The sequence below is a fragment of the Streptomyces sp. DSM 40868 genome (assembly GCF_011820545.1).
In the GTDB taxonomy this organism is placed as follows: Bacteria; Actinomycetota; Actinomycetes; order Streptomycetales; family Streptomycetaceae; genus Streptomyces; species Streptomyces eurythermus.
Window position 1 is genome coordinate 3,822,264 of the sequence record NZ_CP050504.1, and the last position, 17,974, is coordinate 3,840,237.

General features: G+C 73.3%; 12 protein-coding genes. 4 read left to right on the forward strand and 8 right to left on the reverse strand.

Annotated elements, in window-relative coordinates; translation table 11 throughout:
- Positions 1–57 precede the first annotated feature (57 nt).
- Complete coding sequence (locus tag HB370_RS17210) at positions 58–777, forward strand: hypothetical protein (protein ID WP_030794890.1); 720 nt, start codon at positions 58–60, stop codon at positions 775–777.
- 151 nt (positions 778–928) lie between these two features.
- Positions 929–1,675, forward strand: a complete 747-nt coding sequence (locus tag HB370_RS17215; protein ID WP_030794893.1) for a hypothetical protein — start codon at positions 929–931, stop codon at positions 1,673–1,675.
- 31 nt (positions 1,676–1,706) lie between these two features.
- Here the strand turns inward: HB370_RS17215 and HB370_RS17220 are convergent, their stop codons facing one another.
- A complete protein-coding gene (locus tag HB370_RS17220) occupies positions 1,707–2,450 on the reverse strand; it encodes a GNAT family N-acetyltransferase (protein WP_030794896.1) in 744 nt (247 codons plus the stop codon).
- 49 nt (positions 2,451–2,499) lie between these two features.
- The gene (locus HB370_RS17225) at positions 2,500–3,216 is read right to left on the reverse strand and encodes an HNH endonuclease family protein (RefSeq protein WP_030794898.1); all 717 of its coding nucleotides are present in this window, start codon (positions 3,214–3,216) and stop codon (positions 2,500–2,502) included.
- Between the two features lie 189 nt (positions 3,217–3,405).
- On the opposite strand from HB370_RS17225, the gene HB370_RS17230 reads away from it, so the two are divergent.
- Positions 3,406–4,182, forward strand: coding sequence for an SDR family oxidoreductase (locus HB370_RS17230; protein WP_030794900.1), 777 nt, complete (start codon positions 3,406–3,408; stop codon positions 4,180–4,182).
- A gap of 30 nt (positions 4,183–4,212) precedes the next feature.
- Here the strand turns inward: HB370_RS17230 and HB370_RS17235 are convergent, their stop codons facing one another.
- The 4 genes from HB370_RS17235 to HB370_RS17250 all read right to left on the reverse strand — a co-directional run bounded on the left by HB370_RS17235 (position 4,213) and on the right by HB370_RS17250 (position 11,830).
- Entirely contained in the window at positions 4,213–4,572 is a 360-nt protein-coding gene (locus tag HB370_RS17235; RefSeq protein ID WP_030794903.1) for a MerR family transcriptional regulator, read from the reverse strand.
- Between the two features lie 108 nt (positions 4,573–4,680).
- Positions 4,681–8,217, reverse strand: a complete 3,537-nt coding sequence (gene mfd, locus HB370_RS17240) for a transcription-repair coupling factor (RefSeq protein ID WP_030794906.1) — start codon at positions 8,215–8,217, stop codon at positions 4,681–4,683.
- A gap of 248 nt (positions 8,218–8,465) precedes the next feature.
- Positions 8,466–11,045 (reverse strand): FtsX-like permease family protein, encoded by a 2,580-nt coding sequence (locus HB370_RS17245; RefSeq protein ID WP_030794911.1) that lies wholly within the window; start codon positions 11,043–11,045, stop codon positions 8,466–8,468.
- Positions 11,042–11,830, reverse strand: coding sequence for an ABC transporter ATP-binding protein (locus HB370_RS17250; protein ID WP_030794913.1), 789 nt, complete (start codon positions 11,828–11,830; stop codon positions 11,042–11,044). The genes HB370_RS17245 and HB370_RS17250 overlap by 4 nt, the downstream gene beginning before the upstream one ends.
- A 444-nt stretch (positions 11,831–12,274) precedes the next feature.
- On the opposite strand from HB370_RS17250, the gene HB370_RS17255 reads away from it, so the two are divergent.
- Positions 12,275–13,771: an MFS transporter gene (locus tag HB370_RS17255; protein WP_030794916.1), complete on the forward strand. Its 1,497-nt coding sequence runs from the start codon at positions 12,275–12,277 to the stop codon at positions 13,769–13,771.
- Positions 13,772–13,852: 81 nt separating this feature from the next.
- Here HB370_RS17255 and HB370_RS17260 read toward each other — a convergent pair whose 3' ends face one another.
- Complete coding sequence (locus tag HB370_RS17260; RefSeq protein WP_167512990.1) at positions 13,853–14,740, reverse strand: cellulose-binding protein; 888 nt, start codon at positions 14,738–14,740, stop codon at positions 13,853–13,855.
- A 223-nt stretch (positions 14,741–14,963) separates the two neighbouring features.
- Positions 14,964–17,969 carry an SUKH-4 family immunity protein gene (locus tag HB370_RS17265; protein ID WP_078637863.1) on the reverse strand — a complete coding sequence of 1,002 codons (3,006 nt, stop codon included), beginning with the start codon at positions 17,967–17,969 and terminating at the stop codon, positions 14,964–14,966.
- Positions 17,970–17,974 lie beyond the last annotated feature (5 nt).

Genomic DNA, 17,974 nt, shown 5'->3' on the forward strand with positions numbered 1-17,974 from the left:
CAGCGAACGAGCGGTCGCCGGAGGGGGAGACCGCCCGCATTCGGGGAGGGATACGTCATGGGCATGAAGGCCAGGCTCGCGGTCGGCGCGATGGTGGGGCTCGCCGTCATCGGGACCGTGTCCGCCACCGTCGGCAGCCATTCCAAGGGCGGCGGTCCGGGTGACGGCGCCCGGGCCGGCTCCTCGCCCTCGGCCCTGCACAAGCCCGGCGGTGCAAGCGAGAATTCGGGCGGCTCCGCTGACTCGAGGGGCGCCCGGGCGGCCGAGATGAAGACCGCCTTCGGGGACAACGGCGACTACCAGGTGGGCACCGACATCAAGCCGGGGACATACCGCACCACCGGCAACCCCGATGACACGTGCTACTGGGAGCGCGCCAGGGACGCCTCCGGCCAACCGGACGCCACACTCGCCGGCGACCGTGTCAACGGCACGGGATACGTGACCGTCATGCCCACCGACAAGGTGTTCCGGATCTACGGCTGCGCCGACTGGGAGCTCGTGGACCCGACCGTCCCCACGGCAAAGGGCACTCCCGCCACCTCCATGGACGGCGACGCGGGCATGTTCAAGGTGGGGACGGACATCGCGCCGGGCACCTACAAGTCGACCGGGAACACCGGCGGCTCCTGCTACTGGGAGCGCACCAAGGACGCCGAGCACGGCCCGGACTCGTTCCTCGCCGGTGACCATGTGACCGGTACGGCCGTCGTCACCCTCAGCGCCTCGGACGGCTACTTCAAGACCGACGACTGCGGTGACTGGAAGAAGGCCTGACCCGTTTGCCCACCCCGGCGCGGGGACACCCACACCCAGCGCCGTGACGGCACCCCACCCCACCACCCCGTAGAACCCCCGTACCACTCACCCCCCACGGAGCCGTCCGGCTCCCCGCTCACCAGAACACCTCTCTCACCAAGGAACCCCCATGCGTCGTACCGCTTTTGCCGCTCTCTGTCTCGCCGCCGTGGCCACCGCCGGTCTCACCACCGGCTGCCAGTCCGGGGACGACTCGGCCGGCAGCAAGCCGAAGGGCCCGTTCGCCGGGCTGAGCGGCGGTCAGATCGTCGAGCGGTCGATGAAGACCACCACCGGTTCCTCGTCGCTGCGCATGAAGGGCCGGGTCCCCGACGACGAGAGCAAGGGCTTCATCGACATCGACATGGCGCTCGACAAGCAGGGCCGGTGCGCCGGCTCGATGAGCTTCAGCGGCCAGGGCAAGGCCGACCTGATCAGGTCCGGCGGCACGATCTACATGAAGTACGACGAGAAGTTCCTGCGTGCCCAGAGCGAGGAGTCCAAGGAGGACACCGACGCGGCGGTCGACATGCTCGCCGGGAAGTGGACCAAGACGGCCGCCAAGGGCCAGGACGCCAAGGACATCGCCAGCTTCTGCGACCTGGACACGATCCTCGGTGACATGAAGGACGGCGACACGGAGGCCACCCGCGGCAAGACCACGACGGTCGACGGCAAGCCCGCGATCGTCCTGCACGAGAAGGACGGCGAGGACGACTACACGGCGCACGTGGCGACCGAGGGCAAGCCGTACCTGCTGCGGATCGACAGCGGCGCCAAGGCCAAGGAGCAGATCCACCTGGCCTTCAGCGACTTCGACCGGCCGGTCCCCGCGGACAAGCCCACCGGGGAGATCGTCGACCTGGACGCGCTGTAAGGGCCGGTACGGGGCCGGGCCCGGCGCGGGGTCACAGCGGGTGCCGCATCCAGACGTTGGGTTCGACGTAGACGGCGTACCCGCGCTCCGGTTCGCAGCGGACCGGGACCAGCGCGCCGGGCACCTCGATGTCACCGGGGCGGTCGAAGGGCAGCCCGGTCCAGCGGCGCCACTCCTCCAGCGAGGCGCCGACGGTCATGGAGGCCGGCGCGATGCAGTCGATGGTGGCGCCGGCCCGGGCGTGGACGCGCAGCCACGGGTCCTCGGGCAGCCCGTCGGGGCGGACCCGGTGGGCGTACTCGGTGATCGGGGTGTGCGGTTCGCGGTGCTTGGCGCTCGGCCGGACGGGGGCGACGACCTCGCGGAAACCGCGCTCGCGGGCGTTGTCCCGCATCGCGGAGAGCAGGACGGCGGACAGGCCGAGGCCCTGGGCGTGCGGGGCGATGGTGACCGAGACGGCACTCACCGTGTCCGGGCGGGTGCCGCGGCGCAGATCGGCGAAGGCCCACGCCAGGACCTGGTCCCAGCCCCGGGCGGGCAGGGTGCCCCGGCCCGGGGCGTCCAGGGCGAAGGGCACGCTGTAGGCGTGGGCGACGACCCGGCCGTCCTCGTCCTCGGCGAACAGGGCGTATTCCGGCAGTTCGGTGGGGATGCGGCCGTAGTGGGTGGCGCCCACGGGATCGTGGGTGACGAACTCGGGCCAGGTGTCGGGCATGTCGAACACCGCCGGCAGCCGGTCGGGCCGCTCGGCGAGGCTGCTCACCTTGATCTCCATGCCGGTCACGGTAGGCGGGGCGGGCCCGCCAGGACAGTGAATTACCCGGTCACCGGGCCCGGAAGCGTTCGGGGGCCCGGGTCGGGTTGCCGCCGGTGGGCAGCTTCTGGTCCGGGCAGCCGGCGAGGACCTTCTTCATGGCCGACTGTTCGGCGGCGGTGACCCACAGGCCGTACTTCTTCTTGACCGCCACCTGGGCGGCGACGTACTCGCACCGGTAGGCCTTGTTGGGCGGGAGCCAGGTGGCCGCGTCGCCGTCGCCCTTGCCGCGGTTGGTGGGCGCGTCCACGGCGAGGAGGTTGAGCGGGTCGTTGGCGAGGGCTATGCGCTTGCTCGGGTCCCAGTACTTGGCGCCCTTCTGCCAGGCGTCGGAGAGGGCCACGACGTGGTCGATGTCGACCTGGCTGCGGCCGCGCCGGTAGGTGATCTCCTTGCCGGAGTAGGGGTCGGGGTCCAGCAGTCCGTAGGTGACCTTGCAGGTGCCGCCGGTGAACTTCACTTCCTTCAAATCGCGTTTGAGGATGTCGTCGCGGGTGTCGCAGGAGTTGGAGTCGGTGTCCGCCCAGGCGGTGCCGAACCGTTCGCGGGAGTAACCCGTTTTCGGCGCACGCCCCTTGACGGTCAGTGAGTCCACGGCGGCCAGGGCCGCACTGCCGCCCTTGGCCTCCCCGGGCCCGGCGGACCCCTTGTCCTGCTCGGCCGTGCAGCCGGTCACGGCGACCAGCGTGGCCACGGCGGTGATCATCCCGCCCCTCAGACGCGTCACGGTGCGCCCCCCCTTGCTCGTGCTGGTCCGCCCTTCAAGCGGGGCGGGTCGTTCCGCTCTCCACGGTAACTTCCCGTCGCCGCCCAGCAGATGGGGCGTTGTCCCCTGATGCCATGACAAGTGCCGTTTCGTCCGGTGGACAGACGTCGCTTGACCTTGTCATTGGCGTCAGGGTCCGACGATCCCGGCATGAGCGAGAACAGCACCTCCCGCACCAGCCCCTCCGATCACCCTCGTACCGTCCTCGTGACCGGTGCCGGCACCGGTATCGGCCGGGCGACGGCGCGCGCGTTCGCCGCCGAGGGCGCCCGGGTCGTCGCCGTCGGCCGCCGCCGCGCGCCGCTGGCCGAGACCGCCGAGGGGCACCCCGGGATCACGCCCCTGTCCGCCGACCTGACCGCCGAGGACGGGCCCGCTGCCGTCGTCCGGGCCGTGCTGGAGCGCTACGGCCAAATCGACGTGCTGGTCAACAACGCGGCCGTCGTCACGGCCGACTCGCTGCGCAGCTACACCCGCGCGTCGGTACGGCCGCTGCTGGAGACCAACCTCCTCGCGCCCGTGCTGCTCACCCAGGCCGCGCTGCCCGCGCTGGAGGAGAGCCGGGGGGTCGTGGTGAACGTGACGACGGCGGTGGGACAGCGCGGCTGGCCCGGCAACTCGCTGTACGCGGCGGGCAAGGCGGCGCTGGAGGTGCTGACCCGCAGCTGGGCGGTGGAACTGGCACCGCACGGCATCCGGGTGGTCGCGGTGGCCCCGGGCGCGATCGACACGCCGATCGCCGACCACTCCGGCTACACCCCCGAGCAGCGGGCCACGATCAGGCAGTGGCAGCTCGCCCACACCCCGCTCGGCCGGATCGGCCGTCCCGAGGAGGTCGCCTGGGCCATCACCCGTCTCGCCTCGCCGGGGGCGTCGTTCGTGACCGGGGTCGTGCTGCCCGTGGACGGCGGCGCGGTCGTCTCCTGACCGGGCCCTCGTCAGCGGACCCCGGTCACGTCAGGGAACCTCGGCGCCCGCCTCCCGCAGGGCCGCCGCCAGCCGGTCCCGCAGCTCCGTCTGGGCCGCGATGCGGGCGTCCAGGACGGCCAGCCGGTCCCGGGCGACCTTCAGCGCCTCGGCGGAGGCGGGGCCGGCGGTGACGTCGCCGTCGAGGCAGGGCAGGAACACCAGGACGTCGTCCAGGGTGAGGCCCGCCGCGAGCAGCCGGCGGATGTTGCGCACCCGTACGACCGCACCGGCGTCGTACTCGCGGTAGCCGTTGGCCGCACGGGTGGAGGTGATCAGGCCCTGCTGTTCGTAGTGGCGCAGGGCGCGCGGTGTCGCTCCGGTCGCCTCGGCCAGCTCACCGATCCGCACGCGCGCCCCCTCCCGTTCCCGCCCGCCTGTCCCGCTCCCGGTCCCCTTCCCGTCCACGCGTCCCGCTCGAGGCCCGGTTCCCGTCCACCGTCCCCGCCCCGGCGGCCGTCAGCCCAGGACCGAGGTGAGGAACTCACCGACCCAGGCCAGCAGTTCCCGGCCGACCAGCGGCTTGCCGCCGACCTTGGCGGTCTTCGGGCGCGGGACCAGCACCTGGTGGGCGGCCGGCTTGATGACCGTGCCCGGGTAGAGCCGCTTGAGCCGCAGTTCCTGCGACTCGCGCAGCTCCACCGGCGCGAAGCGGATGTTGGTGCCCTGGAGCACGATCTCGCCGACGCCGCAGGCGCGCGCGAGCATCCTCAGGCCGGCCACCAGCAGCAGGTTCTCCACCGGTTCGGGCAGCTTGCCGTAGCGGTCGGTGAGTTCCTCGCGGACGGCCTTGATGTCCTCCTCGCTGTTGGCGGAGGCGATCGAGCGGTACGCCTGGAGGCGCAGGCGCTCGCCGGGCGCGTAGTCGTGCGGGACGTGCGCGTCGACGGGCAGCTCGATCTTGACCTCGAGCGGCGCCTCCTCCTGGATCTCGCCGGTCTCCAGCTGGCGCCGGTAGTCGGCGACGGCCTCGCCGACCATGCGGACGTACAGGTCGAAGCCGACGCCCGCGATGTGCCCGGACTGCTCGCCGCCGAGGAGGTTTCCGGCGCCGCGGATCTCCAGGTCCTTCATCGCCACGTACATGCCCGCGCCCATCTCGGTGTGCTGGGCGATGGTCGCCAGGCGCTCGTGCGCGGTCTCGGTGAGCGGCTTCTCCGGCGGGTACAGGAAGTAGGCGTACCCGCGCTCGCGGCCACGGCCGACCCGGCCGCGCAGCTGGTGCAGCTGGGACAGGCCGAAGGTGTCGCCGCGCTCCACGATCAGGGTGTTGGCGTTGGAGATGTCGATGCCGGACTCCACGATCGTGGTCGACACCAGCACGTCGAACTTCTTCTCCCAGAAGTCGACCACGACCTGCTCCAGCGCGGACTCCGACATCTGGCCGTGGGCGGTGGCGATGCGCGCCTCGGGGACGATGTCGCGGAGTCTGGCCGCCGCGCGGTCGATGGACTCGACGCGGTTGTGGATGTAGAAGACCTGGCCCTCGCGCAGCAGTTCGCGGCGGATGGCGGCGCCGATCTGCTTCTCCTCGTACGGCCCGACGAAGGTGAGCACCGGGTGGCGCTCCTCGGGGGGTGTGGTGATCGTGGACATCTCGCGGATGCCGGTGACCGCCATCTCCAGGGTGCGCGGGATCGGGGTCGCGGACATCGTCAGCACGTCGACGTTGGCGCGGAGCTTCTTCAGCTGCTCCTTGTGCTCGACGCCGAAGCGCTGCTCCTCGTCGACGATGACCAGGCCGAGGTCCTTGAACTTGGTCTCGGAGGAGAACAGGCGGTGGGTGCCGATGACGACGTCCACCGAGCCGTCCTTCAGACCCTCCAGGACGGCCTTGGCCTCGGTGTCGGTCTGGAAGCGGGACAGGGCGCGCACGTTGACGGGGAACTGCGCGTACCGCTCGGAGAACGTGCCGTAGTGCTGCTGCACCAGCAGGGTGGTGGGCACCAGGACGGCCACCTGCTTGCCGTCCTGTACGGCCTTGAAGGCGGCCCGCACCGCGATCTCGGTCTTGCCGTAGCCGACGTCGCCGCAGATCAGCCGGTCCATCGGGACCGACTTCTCCATGTCCTCCTTGACCTCGGCGATGGTGGTGAGCTGGTCCGGGGTCTCGGCGTAGGGGAAGGCGTCCTCCAGCTCGCGCTGCCAGGGGGTGTCGGCGCCGAAGGCGTGGCCGGGGGCGGCCATGCGGGCGCTGTACAGCTTGATCAGGTCGGCGGCGATCTCCTTGACGGCCTTCTTGGCGCGGGCCTTGGTCTTGGTCCAGTCGGCGCCGCCGAGGCGGTGCAGGGTGGGGGCCTCGCCGCCGACGTACTTGGTGATCTGCTCCAGCTGGTCGGTCGGGATGTACAGCCGGTCGCCGGGCTGGCCGCGCTTGGCGGGCGCGTACTCCACGACCAGGTACTCGCGGGTGGCGCCCTGCACGGTGCGCTGCACCATCTCGATGTAGCGGCCGACGCCGTGCTGTTCGTGGACGATGTAGTCGCCCGGCTCCAGGGTGAGCGGGTCGATGGTCTTGCGGCGGCGGGCCGGCATGCGGGCGCCGTCACGGCCGGCGGTGCGCTGCCCGGAGAGGTCGGTCTCGGTGAGCACGGCGAGTTCGAGTGCGGGGTCCACGAAGCCGTACTCGATGGAGCCGCAGGAGACGTGCACCACGGAGGGGGCGAGTTCGCCGAGGTCGGCGTCCAGGCGGGCGGCGATGCCCTCGCCGCCGAGTACCTCCACGGTGCGGGCGGCCGGGCCGTGGCCCTCGGTGACGAACACCGTGCGCCAGCCGTCGGCGAGCCAGCCCTTGGTGTCGGCGAGGGCGCGCGCGGTGTCGCCGCGGTAGGTCTCGGGCGCGTGCATGCCGAGCTTGAGGGTGTCGGCGTCGCCCGCGGCGTCGGTGTCGGCGGCGAACGGCGAGACCGACCACCACATCATGTCCAGCTCGCGGGCGCGGTCGCGGACGTCGGCGAGGGACCACAGGGAGGCCGCGCCGACGTCGATGGGGGCCTCGCCGCCGCCGGCGGTGGCCGCCCAGGACGCCTGGAGGAACTCCTGGCTGGTGGCGACGAGGTCGGCGGCGCGGGTGCGGACCCGCTCCGGGTCGCAGACGACGGCCATGGCGCCCTTGGGCAGCACGTCGAGCAGCAGCTCCATGTCGTCCACGAGGACGGGGGCCAGGGACTCCATGCCCTCCACCGCGATGCCCTCGGCGATCTTGCCGAGCAGTTCGCCCAGCTCGGGGTGGTCCTCGGCGAGGGCACGCGCGCGTGCGCGGACGTCGTCGGTGAGCAGCAGCTCGCGGCACGGGGGTGCCCACAGGCCGTGTTCGGCGACTTCGAGGGAGCGCTGGTCGGCGACCTTGAAGTAGCGGATCTCCTCGACCTCGTCGCCCCAGAACTCGATGCGCAGCGGGTGTTCCTCGGTGGGCGGGAACACGTCCAGGATGCCGCCGCGCACGGCGAACTCGCCGCGCTTCTCGACCAGCTCCACGCGCGCGTAGGCGGCGGCCGCGAGGGCTTCGACGATGTCGTCCATATCGGCGTTCTGGCCGGTGCGCAGGGCCACCGGTTCCAGGTCGCCGAGGCCCTTGACCTGCGGCTGGAGTACGGAGCGCACGGGGGCCACGACGACGGAGACGGGGCCGGTCTCGGGGTCGTCGGGGCGGGGGTGGGCGAGGCGGCGCAGGACGGCGAGGCGGCGGCCGACGGTGTCGCTGCGGGGGCTGAGCCGCTCGTGCGGGAGGGTCTCCCAGGAGGGGTACTCCACGACGCCCTCGGGCGGCAGCAGGGAGCGCAGGGCGGCGGCCAGGTCCTCGGCCTCGCGGCCGGTCGCGGTGACCGCCAGCACCGGGCGGCCGGCGTCCCGGGCCAGGGCGGCGACGGCGAAGGGCCGGGCCGCCGGGGGGCCGACCAGGTCGACGTGCGGGCGGTTGCCGTCCGCTGCCGCGCGCATCGCTTCCGCGAGGGCGGGGTCCTTGACGACGGCGTCGAGCAGACCGTGCAGGCTCATGGAGGCTTTTTCCGTCCAGGGGTCGGCAACACGAAGGGCCCGACTCGTGTGACGGGCCGGGGCTGTCCAGCGTACGACGGTGTCGGCGACGCCGCTGGAGCCTGTGGACAACCCCGCGCCCCGGGGCACGGGCCCTGTGGACAACTCCCGGACCGCCCGCACACGACCCGGCGCCGGGAAGCCCCGAGGCTCCCCGGCGCCGGATGCTCCCCCGCAACCCCCGTGTGCGGTGGCCGGGCGGGCCGGTGTCAGTCGGTGGCGATCGCGCGCAGCACGTTCATCCGGGCCGCCCGGAACGCCGGGACCAGCGCGGCGAACAGGCCCACGAAGGCCGAGCCGATGAACACGCCGGTGATCGTCGGCCAGGGGATGTCGAGGACCTTCAGGCCCTCCAGGGAGAGGAGCTGCTGCGCGGTGGCGCCCCAGCCCATGCCGAGGCCGAGGCCCAGCAGGGCGCCGAAGACGGCGATCACCACGGACTCCAGGCGGATCATGCGGCGCAGCTGGCGGCGGGAGAGGCCGATGGCCCGCATCAGGCCGATCTCCCGGGTCCGCTCGACCACGGACAGCGCCAGGGTGTTCACCACGCCGAGGACCGCGACGATGATCGCCAGCGCCAGCAGGCCGTAGATCATGTTCAGCAGCTGGCCGATCTGGTCCTTCAGTTCCTGCTTGTAGTCGGTCTGGTCGCGCACGGTGTACTGCGGGAACTCGTGCAGCGCCGACTTCAGCGCCTGGTAGGCGGCCTTCTCCTGGCCGTCCTTGGCGGTGGCGAACAGCAGGTCGTCCAGCGGCATCCGGTCGGCGGGGACGTACTTGGCGACGGTGGCGATGGAGGCGTACATCGCGCCCTTGTCGACGACGGCCTCGTCGCTGGTGATCGCGCGGACGGTCAGCCTGGCCGTCCCGCCGTCCTTGAAGCGGACGGCGACCGTGGAGCCGAGCTTGATGCCGTGCTCCTTCGCGAAGCCTTCGAAGACGGACATGGAGTCCGGCCGGTAGGCGTCGGCGAGGCTGCCGGCGACGGTCTTGGTGCGCACGTCCTGGGCGTACGTCGGGTCGGCCGCGTTGATCGTCTCCTTCGGCACGGTACGGCCGTCCGGCGTGGTCAGGGTGGCGTCCAGGAGCTTGTACTCGGTGACCCGGGCCAGTCCCGGGGTGTCCTTGACGGCCTGGACCGCCTGCTTGGTGATGACCTGGCCGTTGTCCTCCTGGACGATGAAGTCCGTGCCGACGGTCTTGTCCAGCTGGTCGGTGGCGGAGGCCACCATGGAGGAGCCGACCACCGACAGGCACGCCACCAGGGCCAGGCCGATCATCAGGGCGGCGCCGGTGGCACCGGTGCGGCGCGGGTTGCGCAGCGCGTTGCGCTCGGCCATCCGGCCGACGGGTCCGAAGACCCGCAGGAGGACCGCGCCGAGGACGCGGACCAGCGCGCCGGCGAGCAGCGGGCCGACGACGACGAAGCCGATCAGGGTGAGCAGTACGCCCAGGCCCAGCCAGCCGGAGCCGGTCTTGGCCTTCTCGGCGGTGGCGGCCGCGTACAGGCTCCAGCCGCCGGCGGCGGTCAGCAGCAGGCCGAGGACGGCGCGGACGGCCCCGGAGCGGGCGTCGGCGGGGGCGCCGGCGTCGCGCAGGGCGGCCATCGGGGAGACCTTGCCGGCGCGCCGGGCGGGCAGATACGCGGCGAGGACGGTGACGACCACGCCGAGGAGCAGGCCGAGCGCGGGGGTGGTCCAGGCCACCGTCAGGTCATCGGTGGACAGCTTCATGTCCATCTGCCCCATGAGCTTCATCAGGCCGATGGCGAGGCCGACGCCCGCGCCGACGCCGAGGACGGAGCCGGCCACACCCAGCAGCAGGGCCTCCACCAGCACCGAGCGGTTGACCTGCTTTCGGGAGGAGCCGATGGCGCGCAGCAGGCCGATCTCCCGGGTGCGCTGGGCGACCAGCATGGAGAAGGTGTTGACGATCAGGAAGATGCCGACCAGGAAGGCGATTCCGGCGAAGCCGAGCATCGCGTACTTCATGACGTCCAGGAAGCTCTGGAGCTGCTTCTGGTTGGCGTCGGCGACCTCCTTGGCGGTCTGCACCTTGTAGTCGTGGCCGAGGACGGCGACGACGTTCTTCTTCAGCTGCTCGTCGCTCACGCCCTTGGCGGCGGTGACGTTGACGCTGGTGTAGACGCCGGTGCGGCCGACGAGGGTCTGCTGGGCGGTCCTGGTGTCCAGGTAGAAGATGGCCGCGCCGGGGTTGGTGACCTTGAAGGCGGCGATGCCGGACACGCGCGCGTGGTGCGTGCCGACGGCCGTGATGAGGCCGATCTCGTCACCGCGCTTCAGTCCGTGCCGGTCGGCGGTGTCGGCGTCGACCATCACCTGACCGGGGCCCTTGGGGGCCGTACCGGAGGCGATCTCCATGGTGCGGGCGTCGTTGCCGTTCCAGCTGCCGACGATGGTGGGCCCGCCGCTGCTGGGCGACAGCTTGTCCTTGTCGGCGTCCACGACGGTCACCGAGGTGGAGAACACCGTGCCCTCGGCCGACCGCACGCCCTGGGCGCCGCGGACCTCGCCGACGACCGAGGCCGGCAGGACGGGCGGCTTGCCGGTGCGGGAGGTGGTCTCCCCGGTGTCGGAGGCGCTCTTGGCGCTGACCTGGACGTCGGACGCCGTGGCCTGGAACAGCTTGTCGAAGGTGGTGTTCATGGTGTCGGTGAACACCAGCGTGCCGCAGACGAACGCCACCGACAGCAGCACGGCGACCGCCGACAGCGCCATGCGTCCCTTGTGCGCGACGAAGTTGCGCATCGAGGTCTTCAGAACGGTCACGACGTACGCCCCCGGGCGTCGAAGTCCTTCATGCGGTCCAGGACCTGTTCGGCCGTCGGCTGGTACATCTCGTCGACGATGCGGCCGTCGGCGAGGTAGAGCACCCGGTCGGCGTAGGAGGCGGCCACCGGGTCGTGGGTGACCATGACGATGGTCTGGCCGAGTTCGTCCACCGAGCGGCGCAGGAAGCCGAGCACCTCGGCGCCCGCGCGGGAGTCGAGGTTTCCGGTCGGCTCGTCCCCGAAGATGATCTCCGGGCGGGCGGCGAGGGCACGGGCCACGGCGACGCGCTGCTGCTGGCCGCCGGAGAGCTGGGTGGGGCGGTGCTTGAGGCGCCCGGTGAGCCCGACGGTCTCCACCACCCGCTCCAGCCAGGCCCGGTCGGGCTTGCGGCCGGCGATGTCCATGGGCAGCGTGATGTTCTCCAGGGCGTTCAGTGTGGGCAGCAGGTTGAACGCCTGGAAGATGAAGCCGATGCGGTCCCGGCGCAGCTGGGTGAGCTTCTTGTCCTTCAGGCCGGTGATCTCGGTGTCGTCCAGGTAGATGTGACCGCTCGTCACCGTGTCCAGGCCGGCCAGGCAGTGCATCAGGGTCGACTTGCCGGACCCGGAGGGGCCCATGATCGCGGTGAACCGGCCGCGGGCGACGTCCACGTCCACGCTGTCCAGTGCGACGACACGGGTCTCCCCGGACCCGTACGCCTTCACGACCTGCCGCGCCCGTGCCGCGACGGCCGTACGCCCTCCAGTACCCCCGTGCCTGGGAATCGTTACAGCCGATGTCACGGTATGTCTCCTATGTCGGTCGACAGGTCGGTGCACGGCGCCCGGTGGTGCCGGGTCGTCGTCTGAGTACGTCGATGAGTCTCGCGGTCGGCGAGGGCGTCGCGCGCTGGTGCGGAGCCCCGTCTTTCCGGGGGGAAAACCCCACCCCCGCCGGTGCGGTCCGCCGCCCCCCAGCGGCGTATGACCAGGTTAAGGAGCGCCCTGGGCCGGGCTCCTCCTCCGCCGGGACGAACCGTCCCCGAGCCGGGGTACGGAGGAACCCTTAGGGGGTCTCCACCGAAGGGTGGAGGCATTCCCGGGCATGCCTCCACCCTTCGGCGTGCGCCGCCTCCACCCGACGCCACGCCGGAACCCCGGCCCGCCCCCGTGGAAAGCTGTCGTCGCAGACATGGGTGCAGGGGGCACCTGGGTAGCTTCCGACGGGAAGCAGGGGAGGGGTTTGCGGTGGGGAGTACGACACCCGCGATACGCGGCGGCGCGGCCCGGCGCCAGGGGGAACGGCGCCGGGGGGCGGTCGTGGCCGCCTTGATGCTGGCGATGGCACTGGCCGCGCTGGACTCCACCGTCGTCTCCACGGCGGTCCCCCAGATCGTCGGCGACCTGGGCGGGTTCTCCGTCTTCTCCTGGCTCTTCTCCGGCTATCTGCTCGCCGTCACCGTCACGCTCCCCGTCTACGGCAAACTTTCCGACACCTTCGGCCGCAAACCGGTGCTGGTGGTGGGCGCGGCCGTGTTCCTCGCGGGATCGCTGCTGTGCGCGGTGGCCTGGAACATGGGCGCGCTGATCGCGTTCCGGATCATCCAGGGCCTGGGCGGCGGGGCGTTGCAGGGCACCGTGCAGACACTCGCCGCCGACCTGTACCCGCTGGCGGAACGCCCGAGGATCCAGTCCCGGCTGTCCACGGTGTGGGCGGTCAGCGCGGTGGCCGGCCCCGGACTCGGCGGAGTGCTCGCCGCCTACGCCGACTGGCGCTGGATCTTCCTGATCAACCTGCCGATCGGCGCGGCCGCCCTGTGGCTGATCGTGCGTCACCTGCACGAGCCCGAACGGGAAACCGCCCGCCACGCGCGCGTGGACTGGGCCGGCGCGCTCACGGTGTTCGCGTGCGGCGGGGTGCTGCTGACCGCGCTGGTGCAGGGCGGGGTCGCCTGGCCGTGGCTGTCGGCGCCGTCGCTGACCCTGTTCGGCTCGGGTCTCGCCCTGGTCGCCGTGGTGGTGACGGTGGAGCGGCGGGCCGCGCAGCCCATCATCCCGGGCTGGGTGTGGCGGCGCCGGACCATCGCCGCCGTCAATCTGGCGCTCGGCGCGCTGGGGCTGCTGATGGTGGCGCCCGCGGTGTTCCTGCCGACGTACGCCCAGTCGGTGCTCGGACTCGGCCCGGTCGCCGCCGGGTTCGTGCTGTCGGTGTGGACGCTCAGCTGGCCGGTGTCCGCCGCGCTCAGCCAGCACGTCTACCGGCGGATCGGCTTCCGGGACACCGCGCTGCTCGGCATCGGCCTCGGCACGCTCATCCTCCTGGCGTTCCCGTTCCTGCCCTACCCCGGGTCCTGGTGGCAGCCGACGCTGCTGATGCTGCTGCTCGGCGGGGCGCTGGGTCTGTTCCAGCTGCCGCTGATCATCGGGGTGCAGTCGACCGTGGGCTGGTCGGAGCGGGGCACCACGACCGCCTCGGTGCTGTTCTGCCGGCAGACCGGCCAGACCCTCGGCGCGTCCCTGTTCGGCGCCGTCGCCAACGGCGTGCTGGCCGCGCGGCTGGGCGGAGTCGGCGACCTGGACTCCGTCACCCGCGCGCTGGACGCCGGCACGGCCCCGGAGGCGACCCGGCGGGCCATCGCCGACGCGGTCCACGCCGTCTACCTCGGCGCGGCGGGCGCGGCGGCCCTGGCGTTCGTGGTGCTGCTACTGGTGGCACCCCGCCGGTTCCCGGTGCTCCCGGAGTGAACCCGGCGGGGATCGCCGACGCCGCCGGAGTGAACCCGGCGGGGGTTCCCGGTGCTTTCGGAGCGGACCCGGCGGGCCGGCTCACTCGGTGACGACTCGTCCGGTCAGCGTCATCAGGTTCTCGCGCGCGCAGTCCATGTGCGCCTGCACCGCGTCCCAGGTGTCGCCGTGCTCGCGCAGCACCCGCTCGGTCTCCTGGGCGATGCGCTCCTCGCGCACGCGCGCGTCCGCGACGATCTCGGCGGCACGCGCGCGTGCCCGCTCCTCACAGCGGCGGGCGTACCGCCCGGCCTCCTCCACGGCCCGCCCGGCCGCCGCCAGCGCGGCCTCGGCCCGGCTCGTCCGCTCGGCGTACCGGGCGTCCAGCTCGGCCGCCCGCCCGGCCGCCTCGCGTTCGGCCGCCGCCCAGCGTCCGGCGTTCTCCCGGGAGTGCTCGGCCAGCATCCCGGCGGCGCGCTGCCGTGCCTCGCGCACCAGGGCGAGGGCCTCCATGCGCGCCGTCCGCACCTCGCGCCGGGCCCCGACCCGGATGCCGTTGGCCTCGGCCCGCGCGGCCAGGATCCGCCCGCGGGCGTGCTCGTCGGCCGCCGCGCGGACCGCGTCCGCCGCCTCCCGCGCCCCCCGGCGGACCCGCTCGGCCTCCGCCTCCGCCCGCGCGACGTGCTGCGCGGCCGCGCGCCGCGTGCGCTCCCTGAGGTCGGCCGCCTCGCTCTGCACCCGCTGGAACAGCCGCTGGGCGCCCTCCCCCAGCGCCTCGTACGTCTGCGGCTCGAGCTGGGCGACCACCTCGCCCAGCCGTGCCGCCTCCGCCTCCATGTCCTTGGCGAGCACGGTCAGCCGGGCGGCCCGCTCCCAGGCGGCGTCCCGGTCCTCGGACAGCGCCTCCAGGCAGGCGTCGACCTGGTCGGGGCGGTAGCCGCGCCCCCGGACGGTCGCGAAGCCGTGCGGCGGCATCGATGCGCTGCTCACCCTGGGACTCCTCTCCACCGGACCTACACGACAGAATGATTTCGTGCATATCTTGCTGGATCGGACATAAGGGGTCATAATCCGACACTCCGCAGAACGGCGCACGGACACGGAACGCGCGCCGGGCAGCACATCGGGCACGCGACAGACACGCGTGGGGCCCTTCACGCGCGCGTGAAGGGCCCCACGAAGGCAAACAGCGGATACGTCCGCGGCGGAAGGGCTACAACAGCCCGTCCCACATCTGCTCCAGCAGCACCGACCACCAGCTCTCCGGCGAACCGAGCGCCGCCGGGTCCAGGGCGGCCAGCTGCGCCTGGAAGTCGACGGTCCAGCGGCCCGCCTGCTCCTGGTTCAGCCCGTACCTCAGCCGCCACATCCGGCCCAGCAACGCCAGACACCGCGCGAACTCCGGCAGCCCGGAGTTCACGAACTGCGGCGGCACCGGCGCACCGCCCGGCCCCGCCTCCACCGGTACGGCCACGATGTTCGCCGTCCCGTACTGCACACAGATCGCCTTGCCGAAGTCGGTGCCCATCACCAGGTACGAGCCCGCGTCCGGCGCCGCCGTCACCCCGCGCTCGGCCGCCAGCTCCGCCAGCGTCGGCACCGGACGGCCCGGCTGCGCCTGCGCCCAGAAGAACGGGCCCATGTCCAGCGGCAGGCCGGCCACCACCAGGGTGTGCGCCACGACCGGCGGCACGCCCTGCCGGGACACCGCCTGCTGCTCGAACCGGAAGATGCCCGGCCCGAACGCCGCCGCCAGCTCCTGCGCCACCCCCTCCGGCGGCACCGGCGGCGCGGCCTGCACCGGCGGCAGCGGCGCCCGCACCGGCGCCGGCCGCGCCGGACCGTCCGCCACCTGGTGCAACTCGCCCTGGTGCGCCAGCAACTGATGCATGCCCTGACGCCGGCTCGCGTGATCCGTGCCGTACGGCGCGATGCTCGTGATCCGCGCCTGCGGCCACTGCTCCCGGATCATCCGCGCGCAGTAGGCACCCGGCAGCTCACACGACTCCAGCTCGGTGTGCAGCTCCAGCACCTGGCCCGGCGGCACGTTCATGGCCCGCAGCTCGTGGAAGATCTGCCACTCCGGGTGCGGCATGCCCGGCGCCGAACGCCGGATCAGCTGCTGCTCGGAGCCGTCCTGCGCGCGGTAGCGCAGAACGGCCTGATAGCCCGGACCCACCATCGGCTGCCCCTGCGGATACCCGTACGCCGGCCCCGGCCCCGGCACTGGCGCACCCGGAGGCGGCATCGCACCCGGAGGCGGCATGGCGCCGGGCGGCATGGGGGGCGGGGTGCCCTGAGCGCCCGGGGGCATGCCGGGGGCGCCGCCCGGCGCACCGGGAGCGGGCGGGGGCGCGGCGTGCGGGGCGGCTCCCGGAGGCGCGACGGCACCCGGGCCGCCGGCCACAGGGGGCGCGGCCAGCATGGTTTCGGCTTGGTGCACGGCGCCGGGAGCCCCGGGGGCGCCTGGGGCATGGGGCGCCGCAGGAGGCTGCGGGGCGCCCGGCGCCGGGGGCATGCCGGGGGCACCCGGCGCGGCTTGGGCACCTGGCGCACCGGGGGAACCCGGAGGCTGGGGAGCACCGGGCGGCTGCGGCGCCCCCGGAGGCCGGGACGCGCCCGGCGGCTGCGGCGTGCCTTCGCCCGGTCGGCTCGGGTCGGCCAGCATCGTGGCCGCCTGGTGCACACCCCCCGGAGGCGTACCTCCCGGGGCACCCGGCGGCGCGGCGGGCGGATTGGGGGCTCCCGGAACGTTCGGCGCGCCCGGCGCCCGCGGTCCCTCCACGCTCCCCGGACCGGCCTGCCCCTCGGGACCCTCCGGCCCGAGCGCCGACACCAGCTGCGTCGGCACGTACCCGCCCGCGGGAGCGCCCGGCGCGGGCGGCGGCGTCGCACTCCCCGGGCGCGCCCCCGGCATGCCCGGGGCGCCCGGCGGCGGAGGCGGAGGGGGCGTACCCACTCCCCCGCGCCCCTTCTTCGGCGGCGGTGCCGCCTTGCTCGTCGCCGCGTCCGCGATGTCCCCCGCGTGCGGCGGCAGCGGACGCGCGGGCGCACCCGGTACCGCCGGAGGCTGCGGCGCACCCCCCGGCGCCTGCGGATAGCCGTACGACGGAACGGGCGGCGGAGGCGTGCTGCCCTGCGGGGCGCCCGGCGCCCCCGAGGCCATGGGAGGAGGCGGGGTGCCGTGCGCGGGAGGGTACGGCGGTACGCCCGGCGCGGGCGTGCCCGGAGTCGCCGGCGCCTGCGGATGACCGTACGCCGACGCACCCGGTACCGGCGGGGGCGTGTCGCTCCGGCCGGCGGTCGGCGTGCCCGACGTGTCCAGCGCCGGTGCGACCGCCGTCGGCGGCAGCTGGCTGCCGCCCGACATCAACGCCGTCGGCGCGTCGGCCGCCACCGCCGGGGGCCGCGGCCCGTCGTCCGAGTCGCTCAACGGCGGCGCGAACACCGTCGCGGGCAGCGGCACGGAACGGTCGTCCTCACCGGCCTCCGCGTTCGTGTCGGTCCCGGCCCAGGGCGTGGCACCCTCGGGCACCTCCGCGGAAGCGGGCACCCCCGGCTCACCGGGCGCGCCCGGAACACCCGAAGCCGCCCCACCACCCGGCTCCACCGAGGCGGAGGCCGGAACCGAACCTGAAGCCGGACCCGGAGCCCCGGCCGAACCCGGCGCCCCCGATCCCGACGGAACCGAACCCGACGAGGCGGGCCCCGCCCCCGGCACCCCGGCACCCGCCGAAGCCGCCCCCACCGTCAAGTCCGCCGAATCCGCCGACCCGCTCGAACCACCCGAAACGCTCGGCCCCGCCGAACCTGCCGGCCCCGCCGAATCCCCCGCCCCGCCTTCCGCGTTCCCCAGCTTGTCCGCCGCCTCCTGCAACCACTCCGGAGGAGTCAGCAGGAACGACGTCTGATTGAGATCCAGCCGCGCGGGCGCCGGCACCGCGTCCTGCGGCTCCCCGGCACGGCCGTACTCCTCCTCGTACCGGCGGATCACCTCACCCACCGGCAGCGCGGGCCACAACGTGGCCTCCCCGCTGTCTCGGGCGATCACCAGCCGCTGGCCGCCCGCGTCCGAACGCGGACCCTCCGCACGGTCCTCGCCCCACACCACGAACCCCAGCCCGAACTCCCGCACCCGCACCTCACGGTGCTGGTACACGGGCACGTCGCCGTTGATCCACTCCTCGGCGCGCTCCTGCGCCTGCGCGTACGTCACCATCGCGT

Coding starts and splice junctions, on each gene's coding strand:
- HB370_RS17210 (WP_030794890.1), top strand. CDS start 58: ATGGGCATGAAGGCCAGGCTCGCGGTCGGCGCGATGGTGGGGCTCGCC.
- HB370_RS17215 (WP_030794893.1), top strand. CDS start 929: ATGCGTCGTACCGCTTTTGCCGCTCTCTGTCTCGCCGCCGTGGCCACC.
- HB370_RS17220 (WP_030794896.1), bottom strand. CDS start 2,450: ATGGAGATCAAGGTGAGCAGCCTCGCCGAGCGGCCCGACCGGCTGCCG.
- HB370_RS17230 (WP_030794900.1), top strand. CDS start 3,406: ATGAGCGAGAACAGCACCTCCCGCACCAGCCCCTCCGATCACCCTCGT.
- mfd (WP_030794906.1), bottom strand. CDS start 8,217: ATGAGCCTGCACGGTCTGCTCGACGCCGTCGTCAAGGACCCCGCCCTC.
- HB370_RS17265 (WP_078637863.1), bottom strand. CDS start 17,969: ATGGTGACGTACGCGCAGGCGCAGGAGCGCGCCGAGGAGTGGATCAAC.